Here is a 20,350-nt window from a genome sequence, read left to right on the forward strand (position 1 = left end):
ATCCTCTCCTCCCGCTTCGGCGCTCGTCACGGGCGCCCGCTGTCTCCGCCCTCCGCACCGTCGTCGATGACGTGCAGCCAGGATCCGCGCCGCCTCTGCCGCGACGCGGTCACACGATCTTTGCCGGAGAGACACATGAGAACTTCCTGTATCGCCCGCTTCGTGGCGCCCGTGGCGGTCATGGCCCTCACGGTCACCGCCTGCGACAGCGGCTCGAAGAGCAACGCCTCGGCACCGCCGAAGTCCGTCAAGCTCACCACAAGCGTCAGCAAGCCCAAGGGCGAGGTCGACGCGATCACCTGGAACCTCGGCACCGGTGAGCCGCAGACCCTCGACCCCGCCCAGTCCTCCCTGGAGAACGTCAGCTCGGTCGTCTCCAACCTCTGCGAACCGCTGATGACCTTCACGGCCGACTACCAGCTGAAGCCGGCCCTCGCGAAGAGCGTCACCCAGCCTGACGCGAAGACCTTCGTCTTCGACCTGCGCGACGGCGCCACGTTCTGGAACGGCGACCCGGTCACCGCCGACGACGTCGTCTACTCGATCAAGCGGACCATGGCGGAGTCGACGGCATCCTCGTGGGCCGCGGCCTACCAGGACCTGGCGTCCGTCAAGAAGACCGGCACGGCGCAGGTGACGGTCGAGTTCAACCACCCCACCGCCATGTTCCACTGGTACGAGGCCACACCGGCCACCGCGGTCGTGCAGAAGTCCGTGGCCGAGAAGGCCGGAAAGAGGTTCGGGACCGGCACCGGCGGCCTCATGTGCAGCGGGCCCTACAAGCTCGACTCCTGGACCAGCGGGCAGAACATCACCATCTCGCGAAACGATGCGTACTGGGGCGACGAACCGCTGGTCAAGAAGGTCAGGTTCACCTTCGACACGGACAACGCCTCGCGCACGGCGGCGCTGGTCCGGGGCGACTACGACGGCCAGTGGATCAACTCGGTGTCGTCCCTGAACACACTGCAGAAGAGCAGCGCCGGCAGCGTCCTGTACGGAGCCAGCCTCTCCCCGCTCTTCATCTCGGAGTTCACCAAGGACCCCGCGATCAAGAACGCCGACGTCCGCAAGGCCCTGCAACTCCTGGTCGACTACCAGGGCATCACCGACAGCGTCTACGGCGGCGCGGCCACCACGATCAAGAAGCTCGCCTTCCCCGCCACCTGGGGCTACGCGACCGACACCTTCAAGAAGGCGTACGACGCGGTCCCCGAACGCAAGCAGAACCTCGCCGAGGCCAAGAAGCTGATCAAGCGGGCCGGTGACGTCCCGACCCTGACACTCGCCTACGACAACTCCTCCACGGAGGAGTCGAAGATCGCGCTGTCCCTGCAGTCGGCCGCCGAACAGGCGGGCCTCACCGTCAAGCTGCGCTCCCTCCCCTCGACCGAGTACCTCAAGATCTTCTACGACGCGAAGGCACGCGAGGGGCTCAGCGCCTACATCGTCTTCGGCTACCTCGACTTCCCCGAACCCCTGGAGTACGACCAGTACGCCACCCAGGGCAGCTACTACAACTACGCCGGCTACGACAACCCCGAGTACGACGCCCTGCTGGCCGAGGCGGCCCGGACCCTCGACGACGACAAGCGGGCCTCCCTGGTCACCCGGGCCGAGGCACTGAGCGACGCCGACGCCTACAACGTGCCGATCGTCTCGCCGTACGTGAACGTGTTCGTCAGCAAGCGGCTCACCGGACTGGTCCCCACCCAGAACTACCTGTACACGCCGTGGGTGGCATCCCTCGGCGCGGCCAAGTAGCGGCAGAGGGGTGACGGCACCGTGCTGCTGTTCTTCCTCCGCCGGCTGGGCGCGCTGGCGCTGACACTCCTGGCCAGCTCCATGGCGATCTTCGGCTCGATGTACCTGGTCCCCGGCGACCCGGCGGTGTTCCTCGCCGGGTCCACCAAGGTCACGCCCGAGCAACTCGACGCACTCAGAACGGAGTTCGGCCTGGACCGGCCGTTCGTCGAACGCTACGCCGACTGGCTGGGCGGTGTGCTGCACGGCGACTTCGGGCAGTCGTTGCAGTACCGCGAGAACGTGAGCCACCTGCTGCTCTCCCGGGCGCCCACCACCGTCACGCTGGTGGTGTACTCGGCGGTGCTCATCCTCGTGGGCGGACTGGCGCTCGGCCTGGTCGGCGCCCTGCGGCGCGGTGCCGTCGACCGGCTGATCCTCGTCGGGATCAGCGCGGCGGTGGCCACACCGGTGTTCGTGGTGGCGGTACTGCTGCTCGCGGTGTTCGCCGTCGGACTCGGCTGGTTTCCCGCCACCGGTGCGGGCGACGGGTTCACCGACCGGCTGTGGCATCTGACGCTGCCGTCCGTGGCACTGGCCATGTCCCTCACGGGCGCGCTGGCGCGGGTCGCCCGGGCCTCCTTCGTGGACTCCCTGAGCCGCGACCACGTCACGGTCGCGCGCAGCCGGGGCGTTCCCGAACGCCTGGTGATCCGCCGGCACGTGGTGCGCAACGCGCTCGGACCGATCGCCACCATCGCCGGTCTGGTCATCGCCGGTCTGATCGTCACCACCACGATCGTCGAGTCCGCGTTCGGCCTCAACGGCGTGGGCTCGCTCCTGGAGTCCTCCGTGGCCCGCCAGGACTTTCCCGTCGTCCAGGCGCTGAGCCTGCTGATCGTGTCCGCGTTCCTGGTCAGCAACACGATCGTCGACGTGCTGTATCCGTTCATCGACCCCAGGGTCGCCGGCTGGCGGAGGACCTCATGACCACGGCCACCGTACCGGGCAGCGGCCGGTTCCGGGTGCGCCGCATCCGGGGACTGCGCGGCAGAGCACCCGTCGTGATCGCGGTGACGGTGCTGCTGACCGCGGTCGCCATGGCGGTCCTCGCACCGCTGCTCACCACCCATCAGCCCTCCGAGGTCGACCTCGGCGCCATCCTGACCGGGCCCGGCTCCGCCGGCCACTGGCTGGGCACGGACGCCGCGGGCCGCGACACGTACTCCCGCATCCTGCAGGGCTCGCGGGTGAGTCTGCTCGCGCCGCTGGTCGTGATCACCCTGGCCACGGTCACGGGCGCGGTCGTGGGCGTGGCCTGCGGCTGGGCCGGAGGCGTCGCCGACGCGGTGCTCTCCCGGGTCGTCGACTTCCTCTTCGCCTTCCCCAGCCTTCTGGTGGCGATGCTGGCGGTCGCCCTGTTCGGCCCCGGCCTGACCGCGCCGACCGTCGGCCTGGTGATCGCGTACGTGCCGTACGCGGCGCGGCTGGTGCGCAACCTCGTCATGCAGGAGAAGTCCCGGCCGTACGTGGAGGCGTACCGCTTGCAGGGCTTCTCGGGAACCACCGTCGCCGCGCGCATGATCGTGCCGAACATCGCGCCGACCGTGCTGGCCCAGTGCGCGCTCGCCTTCGGCTACGTGCTGGTCGACCTGGCCGCCCTGTCGTACCTCGGCCTCGGCGTCCAGCCGCCGACCGCCGACTGGGGCGTGATGGTGGCCGAGGGACAGGACGCTCTGGTCCAGGGCGTCGTCTGGCCCGTGGTGTTCCCCTGTGTGGCGATCTTCGCGGTGGTGGTCGCGGTCAACATCATCGGTGACTACGTGGGCGAGAGACTGAGCGGCGGTGCGGTGGAGTGATACGGAACAGGACGAGCCGGCGCCCGGCGGCGGCAGCCGTCGGCGAGGCACCGGCGGAACACACCGTGAAGGACGGCGGGGGCGCGGGCGAGGAGGTGCTCCGGATCGAGTCCCTCGGCGTCGACCTCGGCGGCCACCGTGCGTCGCGGCCCATCCTCGACGACGTCAGCCTGACGGTGCGGCGAGGCGAGTCCGTCGGGCTCGTGGGCGAGTCGGGCTCGGGCAAGTCGGTGACCTCCCGTGCGGCGCTGGGCATGCGCCCGTCGGGCGCGAAGGTCTCCGGCCGGGTCCTCGTCGACGGCGAGGACATCCTGGCGGCGGACCGGCGCCGGCTGCGTGCGCTGCGCTCCCACCGGGTCGCGATGGTCTTCCAGGACCCCAGGGCGGGCGTGAACCCCGTCCGCAGAGTGCGGGAGTTCCTGGTCGAGGGCCTGACGGCCGCCGGCGCCGACAGGACCGACGCGCTGACGCGATGCAGGCAGCTGCTGGAGTCCGTGGGAATCCGGGACCCCGAGAGGGTGCTGGAGCAGTACCCGCACCAGTTGTCCGGAGGGATGCTCCAGCGCATCATGATCGCCGCGGTGCTGGCCGCGGAGCCCGGACTGCTGCTCGCCGACGAGCCGACGACCGCCCTCGACGTGACCACCCAGGCCGAGGTCGTCTCGATACTGGAGCGCAGGCGGGCCGAGACCGGTACCGCGATGCTCTTCGTGACCCACGACCTCGACCTGGCGTCCGTGGTCTGCGAGCGCGTCTACGTGATGTACGCGGGCCGGATCGTCGAACACCAGCCGGTGGACCGCCTCTTCGCGGCACCGCGCCACCCCTACACCAGGGGGCTGCTGGCGTCGACGCCGCACATCGACGGCAGCCGCCGGGTCGAGGCGATCCCGGGACGGCCGCTCTCCCTCTCGGAGTCACCGGCCGGCTGCGCCTTCGCACCCCGGTGCGCCCACGCCGAGCAGATCTGCCTCGACAGCCCGCCGGTGCTCCGCAACGTCGACGGCGCCGACGTGGCATGCGTCCGCGCGGAGGAAGTGAGCAAGCCGTGACCGACGTCCTGGAGGCGGTGGAGCTGACCAAACGGTTCGGCTCGCACACCGCGGTGGAGAACGTCTCCTTCACACTCGGCGCCGGCGCGGCGCTGGGCCTGGTGGGGGAGTCGGGTTCGGGCAAGACCACGGTCGCCCGCATGCTCGTCGGCCTGGAGAAACCGACCGCGGGCCGTGTCGTCCACGGCGGGGACCGCCCGGACGGCGGGAACCGGCGCGCGCTGGCCCGCCGGATCCAGATGGTCTTCCAGGACCCCTACCTGTCCCTGGACCCCCGGCTGTCGGCGACCGATGCGCTGGCCAGAGTCCTCAGGCTGCACTTCGACGACGACGCCCGCACCCGCCGCTCCCGGATCGGGGAACTCCTCGACAGCGTCAACCTCAGCAGCCGCGAGGCCACCGCACTGCCCCGCGAGCTCTCCGGCGGACAGCGCCAGCGCATCGCCATCGCCCGCGCGCTCGCCGTCCAGCCACAGGTCCTCGTCCTCGACGAGGCGACCTCGGCCCTCGACGTGTCGGTCCAGGCACAGATCCTCACCCTGCTCAACCGCATCCGGGCCGAACGCCAGGTGGCCTATGTCTTCGTCGCCCACGACCTCGCCGTGGTCCGGGAGGTCTGCGACGACCTGCTGGTGATGTACCGCGGCCTGGCAGTCGAACGCACCACTCCGGCCGACGCCCTCACCGACCCGCAACACGCCTACACCCGGCTGCTGGTCGAGTCCCTGCCGAGGTCCGGCTGGAACCCCGGACACATCGCGGACCGCCGGCGCGAGCTGGAGAAGGAGATCGGCCGAGCATGACCACCCCCGACGCACAACGACCGGACCACGGCCCGGTACCGGACGCCGACGCACGACCGGACCGGCGCACGGTCGCGATCGTCCACGAGGAGCGGTACTTCTGGCACCAGTCGTACCTCGACTACGGCCCGGCCGTCCAGGACGCCCACCTGTTCCAGATCGAGACCCCCGAACCCCGGCGCCGCCTGCTCAACCTGCTCGACGTGTCAGGGCTGCTGGACCGTATGCAGCGCATCCGCCCCCGGCCGGTGACCCGCGAGGACCTGCTGCGCGTCCACACCGCCGACTACGTCGACTCGGTCGCGGCGCGGAACACCACGGGAGGAGTGGCAGGGGAGTACACCCCGTTCGGGCCCGGCGGATACGACATCGCCCGGCTGTCCGCGGGCGGCGTCCACGCGGCCCTCGACGCGGTCCACCGGGGAACGGCGGACACCTCGTTCGCGCTCGTGCGGCCACCGGGCCACCACGCCGAACGCGACCGCGGACGCGGATACTGCCTGTTCGCCAACATCGCGGTCGCCGTCGAGAAACTGCGTGCCGAGCACGGACCACTGCGGGTCGCCGTCGTCGACTGGGACGTCCACCACGGCAACGGCACCCAGTGGATCTTCTACGACGACCCCGACACCCTCACCGTCTCCCTGCACCAGGACCGCCTCTACCCGTCGGAATCCGGATCCGTGGAGGAGGCGGGAGGCCCGGAGGCGACCGGCTCCAACGTCAACGTGCCGTTGCCGCCGGGCAGTGGCAAGGGGGCCTATCTCCACGCCCTGGACCAGGTGGTGGCGCCGGCGCTGTGGGCGTTCGCCCCCGATCTGATCGTCGTCGCCTGCGGGTTCGACGCGAGCGCCTACGACCCGAACGCCCGCATGATGCTCAGCGCGACCGCGTTCGCCGAACTCACCGAGCGGCTGCTGACGATCGCCGGCCAGTGCGCCGGCGGCCGGCTGGCCCTGGTCCAGGAGGGCGGCTACTCCTCGCTCTACGTGCCGGCCTGTGGCCACGCCGTCGTCTCGACGCTGCTCGGGGAGGCGGTGGAGCCGGACCCGGCCACCCGCGGGATCGACGAGGACCCCTACCAGGAACTGCAACCCCATCAGGCCGCGGCCGTCGAGGCCGCGGCAGCGGCGGCCGCCGCCCACGGCGCCTTCAGCGACTAGCCGCGCCCGATCACCCTCACCCGAACACGCTCACGACGCACGAGGAGAGGCCGGTCACCGTGCCCATCGAGTTCACCACGATCACCGAGGAACCCCTCGCCCCTGCCGCCACCCAGCATCTGGTCCGTATGCGGGACGGGGCACGCCTCGCCACCGACGTCTACCTCCCCGACGGCTGGGAGGGCGGGCCCGTCGTCCTGACGCGGCTGCCGTACGACAAGAACAGCCGGTACGTGTTCTTCGACCGGGCCGCGGCGCTGTTCAACGCCCGTGGCTACGCGGTCGTCGTCCAGGACGTGCGGGGCAAGTTCCGTTCCGAGGGCGAGACGACAGCGGCCGTCCACGAGGTGGACGACGGCTACGACACCATCGACTGGATCGTCCGCCAGGGCTGGAGCGACGGCCGGGTCGGCATGTTCGGCGACTCCTACTACGGCTACACGCAATGGGCCGCGGTCGCCGGCCAGCACCCCGCGCTGCGCGCCATCGTCCCCCGCGTCACCGGCGCGGACATCGGCAGGTTCGACGGCGGGGCGAAACCCGCGGACGGCCGCTCACGCCGGCTGCGGAACCTGTGGAGCTACGTCTACCTGTCCCAGGTGTGGGTCGACCGGCATTCGTACGACTTCGTGCCGGACTTCTCGCTGCGTCCGATCTCCGCGATCTTCGAGGACGTCTTCGAGTCCGTCGGCGGCCGCTCGAACACGTACGACCTGCTGCGGCTGCCCTCGCCCGACCTGCGTCCGTTCGCCGGACCCCACCCCTTCGACACCAGACCGCTCCCGGTCCTGCACGTCGCCGGGTGGTTCGACAACCTCAAGGAGAGCTCGGTCGGCGACTTCCTGAGGCTGTCCGCACGTCCCGCGTGGGCACCCCTGCAGTACCTGCTCGTCGACTCGATCGACCACGAGAACTACCGGCTCGCCGACCTGCCGATCACCGAGGAGAACGACCACAGTACGAACGACGAGGCGCTGGCCGGGATGCTCACCCGGTACGTCGGCCCCGCCGCGGACTTCTTCGACGTCTTCCTGAGCGAGACCCGGCCGGTCTCCTCCCTTCCCCGGGTGCGCTGGCACCTCGGGCACGGACCGGACCGCTACCAGGAGGCGGAGACCTGGCCGCCCGCCGGAGTCCGCACCGCGGAGCTGTACCTCGGCGAGGCGCAGCGCGCCACGGCCGACGCGGCGGGCGGTGTACTCGCTCCGGTACCGCAGCCCGCTTCCACGGTGAGCTGGACCCACGACCCGGACGACCTTGTGCCCGGCACCGTCTCCAACGCGTTCGCCATCCTGTTCGAGCTGCCGGACGAGACCCCGGTCAGCTCCCGCGCCGACGTGGTCACGTTCACCTCCGCCGCCCACGACGCCCCCCTCGACCTCGTGGGCCCGGTCGAGGTCACGCTGGTGGTGGGCTCGACGGCGCCCACGGCCGACATCGTCGCCAAACTCCTCGACGTCGCCCCGGACGGCAGGGCCACCCTCGTCGCCTGGGGCGACGCCCAGGTGGACACCGCAGACGGAGACACCGGATTCACCGTCTCGCTGGGACACGTCGGCTACCGCGTACGTGCCGGACACGCGCTCCGTCTCCAGCTGGCCGGCAGCGAGTACCCCGTCTTCGTCCCCAACTCCGGCACCGCCGGATCCGCGTGGCTGAGCAGCGAGACCAAGGCCGGCCGCCAGAGCCTGATCTGCACGGCCGGCACCGTCGTACGCCTGTCGGTGCTTCCGGGGGCCTGATCCGCCGGCGGCCGGGTCACAGCCCCTGCACCAACGTGACCCGGTCGCCCGTGCCCTTCTCCAGGAAGTCGCGGATGGCGTGGTGCCGGGCGTCGGTGAGGGGGTAGCGGGCACAGCAGACCACGGCCGGGACGAGCCACACGGCGGTGCCCACCGACATCAGGACCCGGATCGTGGTGAGGGCCTGGGCGTCGGGACGGCCCCCGCCGTGGTAGCCCATGGCCGACAGCAGCAGGCCCAGCCAGATCGCCAGCACCGCCACACCCACCTGGGCGAAGGCGCTCAGACCGTACAGCGCGCCCTCGTTGCGCGACCCGCTGCGCGCCTGCTCGGCGTCGGTGAGGTCGGCGAGCGTGGACCAGATGGCCAGAGTCTGTCAAACGAGCGTTGTAACTGGAGTAGTTGGGGCTACTGGCGGGCTGCCGACAGGCGGCCGTCGAAGATGATGTCGAAGGCGTTCAGCGCGGTCTTCCAGCGCATGCTCCAGCGGACCTGGCCCTTGCCCGTGGGGTCGAGGGACATGATCGCCATGTAGACGCACTTCAGGGCGGCCTGCTCGTTGGGGAAGGGGTCTGCTGCACGATCGGGTGACATCTGAACTGGCTTGCCCTGTGGGGCGGGTGGGAAGGATGTCGCTGTGCCCAAGCCATATCCCGAAGAGTTCCGCGAGGAGGTCGTGCGGGTCGCGAGGAACCGCGGCCCGGGGGTGACGGTCGAGCAGGTGGCCAAGGACTTCGGCGTCCATCCGATGACGCTGTGGAAATGGATGCGCCGCGCGGACATCGACGACGGGTCCAGGCCCGGGACGACCAGTTGATCGAGGAGTCGATGAATCGTTGGGAGGGTTCCCCGTCTCCTGGTGAGGCTCGGTGACCGGAATCTGGTCCGAAATATTCCGGACCAGGTGGGCGGCACTGGGACACCAGTGGGGCGAATCGGGAGCAAGGTGCCGTTTCGCTTTGCTGCCCGAGGCGGTGACCGAGAAGGGCGCCTGGCGGGAGATTTCCCAGCTCAGGCGCCCTTTTCCTGTGTCCCTAGAAGAAGCCCAGCTTCTTCGGCGAGTACGAGACGAGTAGGTTCTTGGTCTGCTGGTAGTGCTCCAGCATCATCTTGTGGGTCTCGCGGCCGATGCCGGACTGCTTGTAGCCGCCGAACGCCGCGTGCGCGGGGTACGCGTGGTAGCAGTTGGTCCAGACCCGGCCCGCCTGGATCGCGCGGCCCGCGCGGTACGCCGTGTTGATGTCCCGGGTCCAGACACCCGCCCCGAGGCCGTACAGCGTGTCGTTGGCGATCTTGAGTGCGTCGTCGAAGTCGTCGAAGGACGTCACCGAGACGACCGGGCCGAAGATCTCCTCCTGGAAGATCCGCATCCGGTTGTCGCCCTCGAAGATGGTCGGCTGGACGTAGTAGCCGCCCTTCAACTCGCCGTCGTGCTCGATGCGTTCGCCACCGGTGAGGATCTTCGCGCCCTCCTGCCGGCCGATGTCCAGGTAGGAGAGGATCTTCTCCAGCTGGTCGTTGGAGGCCTGGGCGCCGATCATCGTCTCGGTGTCGAGCGGGTGGCCGGGCTTGATGAGGCGGGTACGGGCGACCGCCGCCTCCATGAACTCGGCGTAGTTGCCGCGCTGGATCAGCGCCCGGGACGGGCAGGTGCAGACCTCGCCCTGGTTGAGCGCGAACATCGTGAAGCCTTCCAGCGCCTTGTCGCGGAAGTCGTCGTCGTGCGCCCAGACGTCGTCGAAGAAGATGTTCGGCGACTTGCCGCCGAGCTCCAGGGTGACCGGCTTGATGTTCTCCGAGGCGTACTGCATGATCAGCCGCCCGGTGGTGGTCTCACCGGTGAACGCGACCTTCGCCACCCGCGGGCTGGACGCCAGCGGCTTGCCCGCCTCCACGCCGAAGCCGTTGACGATGTTCACCACGCCCGGCGGCAGCAGGTCCGCGATCAGGCTCATCCAGTAGTGGATGGACGCCGGGGTCTGCTCGGCGGGTTTGATGACGACCGCGTTCCCGGCGGCCAGCGCCGGCGCCAGCTTCCATGTGGCCATCAGGATCGGGAAGTTCCACGGGATGATCTGCGCCACGACCCCGAGCGGCTCGTGGAAGTGGTACGCCACCGTGTCGTCGTCGACCTCGCCCAGCGACCCCTCCTGCGCGCGGATCGCCCCCGCGAAGTAGCGGAAGTGGTCGATGGCCAGGGGGATGTCCGCGGCCAGCGTCTCCCGCACCGGCTTGCCGTTCTCCCAGCTCTCGGCGACCGCGAGCTGTTCGAGGTTCGCCTCCATCCGGTCGGCGATCTTCAGGAGGACGTCGGAGCGTTCCGTCACCGACGTACGGCCCCAGCCCGGTGCCGCCGCGTGCGCCGCGTCCAGCGCCCGCTCCACGTCCTCGGCGGTGCCGCGCGCGATCTCGGTGAACGGCTGCCCGTTCACCGGCGACGGGTTCTCGAAGTACTGCCCCCGGGCCGGCGGCACGTACTCGCCGCCGATGAAGTGGTCGTAGCGCGCCTGGTAGGAGACGATCGCGCCCTCGGTACCGGGTGCCGCGTAACGGGTCATGCTGGCCTGCCTCCTTGCAGAAGCGCTGCCCGCCGTTGGGCAGCTCTCGGCGCGGAGGCTAGGCGAACGAACGTTGCGAGGACGTTGCGCCGCAGGTCACAGCACGGGAACCGCCAGCTCCGACTCCAGCGCCGCCAACCGGCTCCGCACCACCGCCGTCGGCCGTAGGGCGGCCAGCGCCCGCCACACCTCGACGTCGTCCTCGCCCCACGGCGCGTGCGCCCAGTCCGCGAGCAGGTCGGGATCGTGGCGCGCGATCAGCGCGGCCCGCAGACCGTCCGCCAGCCGCCGCCGCAGCCGTACGACCTCCGGGGCCTGCGAGGCCGGCAGCAACGGGCCCGTGTACGACGTCACGGCCGCCGTCACCGCCCCCGCCGCCAGCCGCCGTTCCACCACGGTCGCGTCCGACTCCACCGGAGCCGTCAGCCGGTACGGCCGGGAGGCGAGCAGCCCCGGGCCCAGCAGCCGCCGCAGCCTGGCCAGTTCGGCCCGCAGCGTCACCGGCGTCACCGACTCGTCCTCGTACAGTGCGCACAGCAGTTCGTCGCCGGTCAGCCCCTCCGGGTGCCGGGACAGCAGCACCAGCAGCTCGCTGTGCCGGCGGCCGAGCCTGATCCGGTGACCGTCCAGCCGGAGTTCGGCCTCGTCACGGCCGAGCGCCGTCAGTGCGGGTGCCTCGTCGGCGGGCGCCGGCGGATCGAGCAGCGCCAGCTGCGACTCGGCGGCCCGCGCCACCGCCTGTACGAAGCCCAGGCTGTGCGGATGCGCCAGCCGGTCGCCGCCGGTGATGTCCACCGCGCCCAGCACCCGCCCGGTGCGTGGATCGTGCACCGGCGCCGCCGCGCACGTCCACGGCTGCACCCGGCGGATGAAGTGCTCGGCCGCGAACACCTGTACCGGCCGGTCCACGGCCACCGCCGTACCCGGCGCGTTCGTGCCGACCGCCGCCTCCGACCAGCGGGCGCCCGGTACGAAGTTCATCCGGTCCGCCCGGCGCCGGGTCGCCGGATGCCCCTCGACCCACAGCAGCCGCCCGTTCGCGTCGCACACCGCCAGCAGGTGCTCGCCGTCCGCCGCGAACGTGCCCATCAGCTCCCGGAACAGCGGCATCACCCTGGCCAGCGGATGCTCCGCCCGGTAGGAGCCGAGGTCGCCGTCGGTCAGCTCCACGCGCGCCGCGCCGTCCGGTCCCACCCCGGCCCGTGCCGAACGCCGCCACGACTCGGCCACCACCGACCGCACCGGGCGCGGCACGGCGCCCACGGTCGTGAACGTCTCGTGCGCCCGGCGCAGCACCCGGACGCGTTCGGCAGGGTCGGCCCCCGGTTCGAGGGCCACCCACGGATCGGTCAACTCGGCCTCCCCGGAGAGCGATGCGGCTGGGGACATCGTCACTCGCGGTGTTCGCGCCGACAACCGTTTCGACGACCCTCACTGGGACGACGGGCCGACCAGTCTCATGTAGCGGGCCCAGTCCCAGTGCTTTCCGGGATCGGTGTGGTCGGTCCCCGGCACCTCCACATGCCCGATGATGTGGTTGCGGTCCTTCGGGATGCCGTACCGGTCGCAGACCGACGCCGTCAGCCGCGCCGACTGCTCGTACAGGGCGTCGGTGAAGTAGGACGGCTGGTCCACCCAGCCCTCGTGCTCGATGCCGATGCTGCGCGTGTTGTAGTCCCAATTTCCCGCGTGCCAGGCGACGTCGAACTCCCTCACGCACTGCGCCACATGACCGTCGGCCGAGCGCACCAGATAGTGCGCGGAGACCCGCTTCCTGGGGTTCTGGAAGATCGACAGCGTGCCGCCGTAGGACTGCTGGGTGACATGGATGATCACCCGGTCGATCGCGTACTCGCGGGGACGGTCGGCCGCCGTGAGGTTGTCGCCGCTCGCCGGCTGCCACTCGGCCCCCGCGTAGTCGACCGATCCGGACTGCGCGTCCGCGCGGCCCGCGGGGAGCAGCACGTAGGGGACGGCGGCGAGCGCCGAGCCCTTCAGGAGCAGTCGCCTGCTGGGGAGCGGTCGTGCCCGGTCCATGGATGGGGTGCCTTTCCGAAGTGCCCGGGAGGGGCGGGTCGACGATGGTGCGCGTCACCGGCCGAGTGCCGCCGCCGTCTCGTGCAGTCGCGCGTGAGGTCCTCGGCAAGTCTCGCGCGCGGGCTGCCACTCCTTGCGGAGCTTGGCCACCCGTGCAGTTGGTGTCGCACACGTTGGCCAACGGCGATTCCACCGCCCGGGTTGCGTGCTGGTCCGTGTCCGGTGCACCGAACCCGTGGTCGCGCACCAGCCACCGCACCAGGTCGAGTCGCGGTGTCCGGACGGCGGCGACCGTGGCGGCGGACGCCTTCGCCGTGATGCTCTGGAACAGCACCTTCCGCAGCCGGACCGCGTCCCGCCGCAGCCCCCCGGTCACCTCTCCCGTCATGCGTCCCCCCGAGTGTGTCTCCCTGTTCCGGCGCCGTGCCTCGCGTGAATCACGGTACGGCGGTCGCGGACAGGGCGGATGAGCGCCTGGTGGTTTCGTGGACAGGGCGGGAACTGTGGAAAACCCGGCCACTCGTACGGGTGATGGGAACCGGGCGGGCCTCACCCCGGCGGGAGCTCAGACCCCCGCTCCGCCGCCGTCAGCCCCGTTCGGCCACCGTCGCCGGATCGTCGAGCACGGCGCGGACCACCGAGTGGGCGGCGCCGAGGAGCGGGCCCTCGGAACCCAGGCGGGAGACCGCGACCGGGCAGGCCGGGCCCGTGGTGCGGTCGGCCAGTTCGGCTTCGAGGGAGGGCAGGAGCCAGGGGGCGAGCCCGGCCAGGGCGCCGCCCAGCACCACGGACTCGGGGTCGAGGAGGTTGACGGCTCCGGTCAGCGCGATGCCCAGGGCCGTACCGGCGTCGTGCAGGGCGCGCCGTACCCCCTCGTGACCGGAGCCCGCCCCCTGGGCGAGGACGCCTACCGCGTCCTCGCGGGACGCGAGGCCGGCCGAGCGCAGCACCGCCTCCTCGCCGGCGTACTGCTCCAGGCACCCGCGACCGCCGCAGGCGCACCGCGGACCATCGGGGTGGACCGGCACATGGCCGAGCTCGCCCGCGAAACCGCGCTTCCCGCGCAGCAGTTGTCCGTCGACGACGACCGCCGCGCCGATACCGATCTCGGCGGACACGTGCAGGAAGTCGGGCGGGGTCGCGTCCCCGAGCCACAGCTCGGCCAGCGCGCCGAAGTTGGCCTCGTTGTCCACCGTCGAGGGCAGGCCGGGCGGCAGCAGCGCGCCCAGGTCGGTGTCGTGCCAGTCGAGGTTCGGGGCGTGGACGACCGTGCGGCCGTCACGCGCCACCAGACCGGGCACGGCGACCGCGAGACCGGCCGGCCACAGGCCCTCCCGTTCCGCGTCCGCCACGACCCGGTCGGCCAGCGCGGTCAGTTCCGCGACCACCGGGCGCGCGTCCCGGCCCCGGTTCGAGCCGTGCCGGACGGCACGCGCGCGTACCTCGCCGCGCAGGTCCACCACGCACACGGCGAGATGGTCGACGCCGACCTCCGCACCGACACCGGCCGGCCCCCGCCCGCTCACCGCGAGCGCCGAGCCCGGCCGACCCACCCGGTTCGGCCGTTCCGGGCCCAGCTCCTCCAGCAGCCCCCAGCGGATCAGCTCGTCCACCAGGGTCGACACCGCCGCCCTGGTCAGACCGATGCGCGAGGCGACCGCGGCCCGCGACAGCGAACCCTCGGCGCTGACCGCGTGCAGCACGCGCGCGAGGTTGCGCCGGCGCATGCCCTGCTGGGTGTCCGGCAGGGCACGGCCGGTCGCCGTCGGGCGGGCCTCGTGCGGCGGTGCGGTCATGCCTCCCTCGATCCTCCGGGCGTTTCTTCGCAGGTCAGCGGTCCTGGGGTGCCCGCTCCAGCAGCGGGGCCGCGTCGGAGAGTACCCCGGAGATCCTCGCCAGCGTCGCCTCGTCCCGCTCCACCGCTTCCAGCACCGGTCCCGCGGCCGTGTTCCAGCGCCGCGCCACCGCCGCCGGATCCTCGCCGGTCAGCAGCCCGGCCGCCTGCGCCGCGGCCCCCAGCGCCACCAGTTCCCTCGCCTGAGGCACCTGCACCGGACGTCCCGACAGCCGGCGTACCGTCTCCTGCCAGGCCCGGCCGCGGGCACCGCCGCCGATCAGCAGCAGCGGGGAGGTGCGGTCGGCGTCCTCGTCGAGGACCAGGTCCAGGGCGCCCAGCAGCGCGTGCACGGCACCGTCGTAAGCGGCCTGCAGCAGCTGGCCGCCCGTCGTGTCGTGGCGCAGGCCGTGCAGCAGCCCGGAGGCGCTCGGCAGGTTCGGGGTGCGCTCGCCGTCCAGGTACGGCAGCAGGGTGACCGAAGTCCCGGGCTCCACGGCCTCGCGGTCCAGGCCGAGCAGAGCCGCGACCCGGTCGACCGCGAGGGTGCAGTTCAGCGTGCAGGCCAGCGGCAGCCAGTCGCCGTGCGCGTCGGCGAAGCCCGCGACCGTGCCGGTCGGGTCGGCGGGGCGGCGCTTCGAGACGGCGTACACCGTGCCCGAGGTGCCGAGGCTCAGCACCGGGGTGCCCGGGCGCAGCCCGAGCCCCAGCGCGGCCGCCGCGTTGTCGCCGGTGCCGGGGGCCACCAGGGTGCCCTTCGAGAACGGCAGGTCGTGGCTGTCGCGGACGGTGCCGGCGATCTCGCCGGGCCGGACCACCCGGGGCAGGAACGCCGGGTCGAGGCCCACGTGCGCGAGGGTCTCCTCGTCGTACGCCTCGGTCGCCGAGGCCCACCAGCCGGTGCCGGAGGCGTCGCCGCGGTCGGTGGTGCCCTGGCCGGTCAGCCGCTCGGTGAGGTAGTCGTGGGGGAGTCGTACCGCCCTGGTAGCGCGCACCGCGTCGGGCTCGTGCTCCGCCAGCCAGGCCCACTTGGTGACCGTGAACGACACGCCGGGCACACTGCCGGTGCGGTCCGCCCAGGCCTTGGGGCCGCCCAGTTCCTCGATCAGCCTCTGGGCCTGGGGTGCCGAACGGACGTCGTTCCACAGCATGGCGGGCCGCACCGGCTCGCCCCGCTCGTCCAGCGTGACCAGGCCGTGCTGCTGGCCGCCGATCGACACCGCCGCCGCCTCGTGCGCGGCGTCCCCGCACTGGCGCAGCGCCTCGCACAGCGCGTCCCACCACTGGCGCGGGTCGCTCTCCCGGCCCGCCCCGGAGGACACCGTGTGCGGCGCCTGGCCGCTCGCCACGACCTCCCCGGTGGACACGTCGACCACCAGCGCCTTCGTGGACTGGGTGGACGTGTCCACGCCGACGACGAGCGGACCCTCGGCTGCTGACATCCGGCTCTCCTTTTTCCGCGGCTCGCGGTTTCCCTGACCTGCAGTTTTCCTGGTTCACCGGGGTGTCGCGACCCGGATTTCACCCCTCGGGGACAGGGTGACCCTTCCCAGGGATGCGTCGGCATACTAATTTGTAAACGGCCATGACGAAATAGTCCGCAAGACGGTCGTCCGCACAGTCATCAAGTGTTTTCCGAGCAAGGAGCCGCGGCATGAGCTTCCAGCCCACCCCCGAGGACAGGTTCACCTTCGGCCTGTGGACCGTCGGCTGGCAGGGACGGGACCCGTTCGGCGACGCCACCCGTCGCGCCCTCGACCCGGTCGAGACGGTGCAGCGCCTGTCCGAGCTGGGCGCCTACGGTGTGACGTTCCACGACGACGACCTGATCCCCTTCGGGTCCTCGGACACCGAGCGCGAGTCGCACATCAAGCGCTTCCGCCAGGCCCTCGACACGACCGGCATGACCGTGCCGATGGCCACCACCAACCTCTTCACGCACCCGGTCTTCAAGGACGGCGCGTTCACCGCGAACGACCGTGAGGTGCGCCGCTACGCGCTGCGCAAGACCATCCGCAACATCGACCTGGCCGCCGAGCTGGGTGCGAAGACGTACGTCGCCTGGGGCGGCCGCGAGGGCGCCGAGTCCGGCGCCGCCAAGGACGTGCGGGTCGCCCTCGACCGCATGAAGGAGGCCTTCGACCTCCTCGGCGAGTACGTCACCTCCCAGGGCTACGACCTGCGCTTCGCCATCGAGCCCAAGCCGAACGAGCCCCGCGGCGACATCCTGCTCCCCACCGTCGGCCACGCCCTCGCGTTCATCGAGCGCCTGGAGCGCCCCGAGCTCTACGGCGTCAACCCCGAGGTGGGCCACGAGCAGATGGCCGGCCTGAACTTCCCGCACGGCATCGCGCAGGCCCTGTGGGCGGGCAAGCTCTTCCACATCGACCTCAACGGCCAGTCCGGCATCAAGTACGACCAGGACCTGCGCTTCGGCGCCGGTGACCTGCGCGCCGCCTTCTGGCTGGTCGACCTCCTGGAGAGCGCCGGCTACGAGGGCCCGAAGCACTTCGACTTCAAGCCGCCGCGGACCGAGGACCTCGACGGTGTCTGGGCGTCGGCCGCCGGCTGCATGCGCAACTACCTGATCCTCAAGGAGCGCGCGGCCGCCTTCCGCGCGGACCCGGAGGTCCAGGAGGCCCTGCGCGCCTCCCGTCTGGACCAGCTGGCCCAGCCGACCGCCGCGGACGGCCTCCAGGCGCTCCTCGCCGACCGTGCCGCCTTCGAGGAGTTCGACGCGGACGCGGTCGCCGCGCGCGGTATGGCCTTCGAGCAGCTCGACCAGCTGGCGATGGACCACCTGCTGGGCGCCCGCGGCTGAACGCGCACGCGCGCGTGGGGGCGTTTTCCGAAGCGGACGCCCTCACGCGCGCGTGTCGTCATCCGCACCCTGACGACCGGTTCTCGCGCGAAATGCTCCGGAACCGTGCGGTCCAGGGTGTCACTCCGTATCAACTCCCGCGCGGGGCTCGCGCGATGACCGGTACGCGGTGACTCTTGGCGGTATGGCCATGCCGCCCGTACCGCCCCGTCCGCCCGGCCCGCCGAACGGCACCCCGCCCCCGGGCGGGGGCTACGACCCGCCGCCCTACGGCGGATTCGGAGCGCCCCCCGGAGGCTACGACCCGCCCACCGCAGTCGACCGGCAGCCGCCGCCCCCGGGACCGCCCCGCCGGCGCCGGGGCCCGTGGTTCGCCGTACTGGCGCTGCTGGTGGCCGCGGTGGCCGTCGCCGCCGTGGTGCTGATGGCGTCCGGCGGTGACGGCTCGCCCGACAAGAAGTCCACGGGCAGCCCGAGCGTCTCCGGCTCGGCCCGGCCCTCCTTCAGCCTTCCGACGGAGCTGCCCAGCAGCCTGCCCTCCCGGCTGCCGAGCGAACTCCCCTCGCAGTGGCCCTCGGGGCTGCCCAGCGAGCTGCCGAGCGGTCTGGACTCACTGCTGCCCTCGCTGCTCGGCTGATCAGAGCCCCTTGGGCAGCCGGACGTACACCAGGGTCGTCTCGATGCCGCTGTCGACCAGGCGGCCCTGCGCGTCGAACGCGCCCGAACCGTCGGTCATCCCGAAGTCGTTGTCGTTGATCAGCGCGAGGGTGTCGTGGTCCACGCGCGCGATGCCCTCGACCTTCAGGGGCACCCCGGTCACCGTGTTCAGGTCGACGACCAGCTTCTTGTCCAGCACCGGGACACCGGCGGCGGCCGGGTCGTCCAGCTGCTCCAGCGACGGGGACGTGGTGTCGTCGTCGTACACGCCGCCGAGGATGTTCGACCCGCGGTCCAGCTTCACGACCTCCAGCCGGGCCGCCTTGTCCGTGCGCTCCTCGACCAGCAGCCGGTCGCCCCCGACGGCGACCACCGACGAGATCTTCAGCTCGGAGGTGTCGTCCTCGCTCGGGTCGACCACGTTCACCGGGTCGAAGCGGTAGGCGTACTCGGCCGTGACCGCCTTCTTGCGGGGCGAGAAGCGCAGCAGGCGCGTCGTGCGCGAGGACTCCCCGGCGTCGGTGTCCGGCAGGGAGAGCGGGCTCTGCAGGGCCATCACCAGGTCCCCGTCGGGCAGCAGGGCCAGCCCCTCGAAACCGCGGTTGACCTTCCGGTGCAGGAAGACGGACGGCAGGGCCTCCGCCACCGGGTAGTCGGCGCCGGTGAGGTTCAGCCCCTTGGGCACGTACCGCGTGAGCACCTTCCCGCGCGCGGAGACGTGCACCAGCGAGGGGCCGCACTCGTCGACGAGCCAGAACGAGCCGTCCGCGGCGCGCACGATGCCCTCGGTGTCCAGACCGTTCGGGTTGTACGACAGCGCGGTCTGGGCGTCGTAGGAGTACGGCGCCTCGTCGCGGCCCGCCTGGTCGGAGAGCCCGGTGACGGCCTTGCCGGAGGAGGTGGTGATCGGGATCGCGTCGATCACCTCGAGGCTGTCCCCGGAGACCCGCACCTTCACGATCGCCGGGTCGAAGCCGGGCACCGGGAAGGTGCGGCGCTTCTTGCCGTCGACCTTGATCTGGCCGTTGGGGCCGCGGTCGGTGACGGTCCAGTATTCGCCCTTGCGGCCGGCCGGGTAGATGTCGCTGCCGATGCCGCCCAGGTCGATGCCCCGGTCGTTGTCCACGCTGCCCGGCAGCAGCGCGTTGCTGAAGGTGCCGAGCGGGATGTTGCCGAGGGTCGCCGTACGGATGACGTGTGTCTCGCCCGACGTCGTGGCGGTGGCCGTGCCCGCCGCCACGAGGGCGGCGGCCAGGGCCAGGGGCAGACCCGTCGCTACGGAACGGTGGACGCGGCGCCGGCCGGTGGCGTGCGGGGACATCGAGCCTCCTGGTGACAAGTACGTTGACAGCGGACACGGTTGGGCCCGGTAAGGAACGCTGTACGACTATCGGGTGAACGGGGCACGGCTACCATCCGGCGGGTCGTCGGTTTTCGGCCTAGTGCCCGCGGACCGCCGGATTCCGTCGTCGGCGACCGCCTTCCGTGGATCAGGCTCGTCGTCGACGTCGGTTCCGTACGGCTGGTCGGCCCCCGCGCCCTCGTGCCGGTCGGTCCCGTGCCCCCGTGCCGGTCGGCCCCGCGCCCTCGTGTCGGCCGGTCCGCGCGCCCGGCCGGCTTCCTCGCCTGTGCGGGACGCGCGGGCACATTCGGTGCGGGGCCGGCATGGCTACGCTGGGAACCGGAACACTTCACAACCTGTTCGACTCGGTTCTTGGGGGCCGGTGAGGGCCAGCGGGGTCAGTGGGACCAGTAGGGGTCGCTCGTCAGGGATGTCTCAGGGTCGCGGTCCGGAACCGCGGGAGGCGCGGGCCCGTTTTCAGATCAGAGAGCGGCAGTGGCCGCGAAGGAGGCGACGCTGATGTCGAAGAACGCGAAGATCGCCGCAGGAGGTGTGGCGGTCGGGCTCATCCTGCTGATATGGCTGCCCTGGTGGGTGACGTTCCTGATCGTGGTGGGCGTCCCGGTGGCCGCCTACCTCACCCTCGACCCCTCGCAGCGGCGCAGGCTGCGCCGGGTCACGCGCAAGGAGGTCGGCCGCTGAGCGACCGCCCCGGGGCCGCCACCCCTTCGGCGGGGTG

The 20,350-nt window shown here is 71.6% G+C and carries 18 protein-coding genes and 1 pseudogene; 11 read left to right on the top strand and 8 right to left on the bottom strand.

What is annotated here, in order from left to right; all coding sequences use genetic code 11:
* Positions 1-135: 135 nt before the first annotated feature.
* From ACZ619_RS34250 to ACZ619_RS34280, 7 genes are all read left to right on the top strand, one after another.
* On the top strand, positions 136-1,764 hold the full coding sequence (locus ACZ619_RS34250) for an ABC transporter substrate-binding protein (protein WP_469607392.1): 1,629 nt from the start codon (positions 136-138) through the stop codon (positions 1,762-1,764).
* A 21-nt stretch (positions 1,765-1,785) separates the two neighbouring features.
* The gene (locus ACZ619_RS34255) at positions 1,786-2,733 is read left to right on the top strand and encodes an ABC transporter permease (protein WP_469607394.1); all 948 of its coding nucleotides are present in this window, start codon (positions 1,786-1,788) and stop codon (positions 2,731-2,733) included.
* A complete protein-coding gene (locus ACZ619_RS34260) occupies positions 2,730-3,602 on the top strand; it encodes an ABC transporter permease (RefSeq protein ID WP_469607397.1) in 873 nt (290 codons plus the stop codon). The genes ACZ619_RS34255 and ACZ619_RS34260 overlap by 4 nt, the downstream gene beginning before the upstream one ends.
* A 65-nt stretch (positions 3,603-3,667) precedes the next feature.
* Complete coding sequence (locus tag ACZ619_RS34265; RefSeq protein ID WP_469607400.1) at positions 3,668-4,654, top strand: ABC transporter ATP-binding protein; 987 nt, start codon at positions 3,668-3,670, stop codon at positions 4,652-4,654.
* Positions 4,651-5,457 carry an ABC transporter ATP-binding protein gene (locus tag ACZ619_RS34270; RefSeq protein WP_469607403.1) on the top strand — a complete coding sequence of 269 codons (807 nt, stop codon included), beginning with the start codon at positions 4,651-4,653 and terminating at the stop codon, positions 5,455-5,457. Before ACZ619_RS34265 ends, ACZ619_RS34270 begins: the two co-directional genes overlap by 4 nt.
* Positions 5,454-6,620 (top strand): class II histone deacetylase, encoded by a 1,167-nt coding sequence (locus ACZ619_RS34275; protein ID WP_469607405.1) that lies wholly within the window; start codon positions 5,454-5,456, stop codon positions 6,618-6,620. Before ACZ619_RS34270 ends, ACZ619_RS34275 begins: the two co-directional genes overlap by 4 nt.
* A gap of 59 nt (positions 6,621-6,679) precedes the next feature.
* Positions 6,680-8,362, top strand: coding sequence for a CocE/NonD family hydrolase (locus tag ACZ619_RS34280; protein WP_469607408.1), 1,683 nt, complete (start codon positions 6,680-6,682; stop codon positions 8,360-8,362).
* A gap of 16 nt (positions 8,363-8,378) precedes the next feature.
* Here the strand turns inward: ACZ619_RS34280 and ACZ619_RS34285 are convergent, their stop codons facing one another.
* Positions 8,379-8,732, bottom strand: coding sequence for an MFS transporter (locus tag ACZ619_RS34285; protein ID WP_469607510.1), 354 nt, complete (start codon positions 8,730-8,732; stop codon positions 8,379-8,381).
* A gap of 38 nt (positions 8,733-8,770) precedes the next feature.
* Positions 8,771-8,944 (bottom strand): annotated as a pseudogene (locus ACZ619_RS34290) (IS256 family transposase); the annotation flags it as partial.
* Positions 8,945-8,999: 55 nt separating this feature from the next.
* On the opposite strand from ACZ619_RS34290, the gene ACZ619_RS34295 reads away from it, so the two are divergent.
* Positions 9,000-9,179, top strand: a complete 180-nt coding sequence (locus ACZ619_RS34295) for a transposase (RefSeq protein WP_469607411.1) — start codon at positions 9,000-9,002, stop codon at positions 9,177-9,179.
* 217 nt (positions 9,180-9,396) lie between these two features.
* On the opposite strand, the gene adh is transcribed toward ACZ619_RS34295, so the two are convergent.
* From adh to xylB, 5 genes are all read right to left on the bottom strand, one after another.
* Positions 9,397-10,920 carry an aldehyde dehydrogenase gene (gene adh / locus ACZ619_RS34300; protein ID WP_469607414.1) on the bottom strand — a complete coding sequence of 508 codons (1,524 nt, stop codon included), beginning with the start codon at positions 10,918-10,920 and terminating at the stop codon, positions 9,397-9,399.
* A 96-nt stretch (positions 10,921-11,016) separates the two neighbouring features.
* Positions 11,017-12,273 carry a GAF domain-containing protein gene (locus ACZ619_RS34305; protein WP_469607416.1) on the bottom strand — a complete coding sequence of 419 codons (1,257 nt, stop codon included), beginning with the start codon at positions 12,271-12,273 and terminating at the stop codon, positions 11,017-11,019.
* A 78-nt stretch (positions 12,274-12,351) separates the two neighbouring features.
* Positions 12,352-12,957, bottom strand: coding sequence for an N-acetylmuramoyl-L-alanine amidase (locus ACZ619_RS34310; RefSeq protein WP_469607418.1), 606 nt, complete (start codon positions 12,955-12,957; stop codon positions 12,352-12,354).
* Positions 12,958-13,544: 587 nt separating this feature from the next.
* A complete protein-coding gene (locus tag ACZ619_RS34315) occupies positions 13,545-14,753 on the bottom strand; it encodes an ROK family protein (RefSeq protein WP_469607421.1) in 1,209 nt (402 codons plus the stop codon).
* 34 nt (positions 14,754-14,787) lie between these two features.
* Positions 14,788-16,233, bottom strand: a complete 1,446-nt coding sequence (gene xylB / locus ACZ619_RS34320) for a xylulokinase (protein WP_469607424.1) — start codon at positions 16,231-16,233, stop codon at positions 14,788-14,790.
* A 212-nt stretch (positions 16,234-16,445) separates the two neighbouring features.
* On the opposite strand from xylB, the gene xylA reads away from it, so the two are divergent.
* Both xylA and ACZ619_RS34330 read left to right on the top strand, forming a co-directional pair.
* The gene (gene xylA, locus ACZ619_RS34325; RefSeq protein ID WP_469607427.1) at positions 16,446-17,612 is read left to right on the top strand and encodes a xylose isomerase; all 1,167 of its coding nucleotides are present in this window, start codon (positions 16,446-16,448) and stop codon (positions 17,610-17,612) included.
* A 184-nt stretch (positions 17,613-17,796) separates the two neighbouring features.
* A complete protein-coding gene (locus ACZ619_RS34330; protein WP_469607429.1) occupies positions 17,797-18,249 on the top strand; it encodes a hypothetical protein in 453 nt (150 codons plus the stop codon).
* Here ACZ619_RS34330 and ACZ619_RS34335 read toward each other — a convergent pair whose 3' ends face one another.
* Positions 18,250-19,590, bottom strand: a complete 1,341-nt coding sequence (locus tag ACZ619_RS34335; protein ID WP_469607432.1) for an esterase-like activity of phytase family protein — start codon at positions 19,588-19,590, stop codon at positions 18,250-18,252.
* A gap of 540 nt (positions 19,591-20,130) precedes the next feature.
* Here ACZ619_RS34335 and ACZ619_RS34340 point away from each other — a divergent pair.
* On the top strand, positions 20,131-20,313 hold the full coding sequence (locus ACZ619_RS34340) for a hypothetical protein (RefSeq protein WP_365291209.1): 183 nt from the start codon (positions 20,131-20,133) through the stop codon (positions 20,311-20,313).
* Positions 20,314-20,350: the final 37 nt, after the last annotated feature.

The sequence above is a fragment of the Streptomyces sp. NPDC104367 genome (assembly GCF_055583825.1).

Bases quoted from the DNA above. Each gene is read 5' to 3' on its own strand.
- ACZ619_RS34250 (WP_469607392.1), top strand. From the start codon at position 136: ATGAGAACTTCCTGTATCGCCCGCTTCGTGGCGCCCGTGGCGGTCATG.
- ACZ619_RS34260 (WP_469607397.1), top strand. From the start codon at position 2,730: ATGACCACGGCCACCGTACCGGGCAGCGGCCGGTTCCGGGTGCGCCGC.
- ACZ619_RS34275 (WP_469607405.1), top strand. From the start codon at position 5,454: ATGACCACCCCCGACGCACAACGACCGGACCACGGCCCGGTACCGGAC.
- adh (WP_469607414.1), bottom strand. From the start codon at position 10,920: ATGACCCGTTACGCGGCACCCGGTACCGAGGGCGCGATCGTCTCCTAC.
- ACZ619_RS34310 (WP_469607418.1), bottom strand. From the start codon at position 12,957: ATGGACCGGGCACGACCGCTCCCCAGCAGGCGACTGCTCCTGAAGGGC.
- ACZ619_RS34315 (WP_469607421.1), bottom strand. From the start codon at position 14,753: ATGACCGCACCGCCGCACGAGGCCCGCCCGACGGCGACCGGCCGTGCC.
- xylB (WP_469607424.1), bottom strand. From the start codon at position 16,233: ATGTCAGCAGCCGAGGGTCCGCTCGTCGTCGGCGTGGACACGTCCACC.
- xylA (WP_469607427.1), top strand. From the start codon at position 16,446: ATGAGCTTCCAGCCCACCCCCGAGGACAGGTTCACCTTCGGCCTGTGG.
- ACZ619_RS34330 (WP_469607429.1), top strand. From the start codon at position 17,797: ATGGCCATGCCGCCCGTACCGCCCCGTCCGCCCGGCCCGCCGAACGGC.
- ACZ619_RS34335 (WP_469607432.1), bottom strand. From the start codon at position 19,590: ATGTCCCCGCACGCCACCGGCCGGCGCCGCGTCCACCGTTCCGTAGCG.
- ACZ619_RS34340 (WP_365291209.1), top strand. From the start codon at position 20,131: ATGTCGAAGAACGCGAAGATCGCCGCAGGAGGTGTGGCGGTCGGGCTC.